This is a genomic window from Janthinobacterium sp. BHSEK (assembly GCF_056174685.1).
The window spans coordinates 1-609 of sequence record NZ_JBWBYV010000262.1 but is presented as its reverse complement, the minus strand read 5'-3'; the positions used below and the strand labels follow the sequence as shown (position 1 = coordinate 609).

Below are 609 nucleotides of genomic sequence, written 5' to 3'. Positions count from 1 at the left end.
CATGAGCTACGATGAACTCAATCGGCGTGCCAACCAGCTGGCGCATTATCTGCTTGCGCTGGGTGTGCAGCCGGATGACCGGGTCGCCATCTGCATGGAGCGCGGCAGCGCCATGGTCATCGGCTGGCTCGGCATCCTCAAGGCTGGCGCCGCCTATGTGCCGCTTGAATCGAACTATCCGGCCGACCGGCTGTCGGCCATGTTGGCCGACAGCGGACCGGTGGCGTTGCTGACGCAGGCATCGCTGGCGGAACGCATGCCGCCGACTGGCGTGCGCGCGATCATCGTCGATGGCGAAGCAGACGCCCACGCCATCGCCAGCCAAGCCCAAGGCGATCCGGACGCGGCGGCGGCTGGCCTGGCTGCGCACCATCTTGCCTATGTGATCTATACCTCCGGTTCGACTGGCATGCCCAAGGGCGTGATGGTGGAGCACCGCAATGTAGTGCAGCTGGTAATAAACAATTCATTTGCCGAGATCGGCCGCGATGATGTGATTGTTCACTGCGCCAATCCCGCCTTCGACGCCTCGACCTGGGAAGTCTGGGGCGGCCTGCTCAACGGTGCGCGGGTGCTGATCGTGCCGCAGACCGTGCTGCTCGACCCGGT

The 609-nt window shown here is 64.4% G+C and carries 1 protein-coding gene; it reads left to right on the top strand.

Going from position 1 to position 609, the window contains the following annotated elements; translation table 11 throughout:
• A partial coding sequence (locus AC0V2Y_RS28935) for an AMP-binding protein (protein ID WP_475418493.1) occupies positions 1 to 609 on the top strand: 609 nt, incomplete at both ends.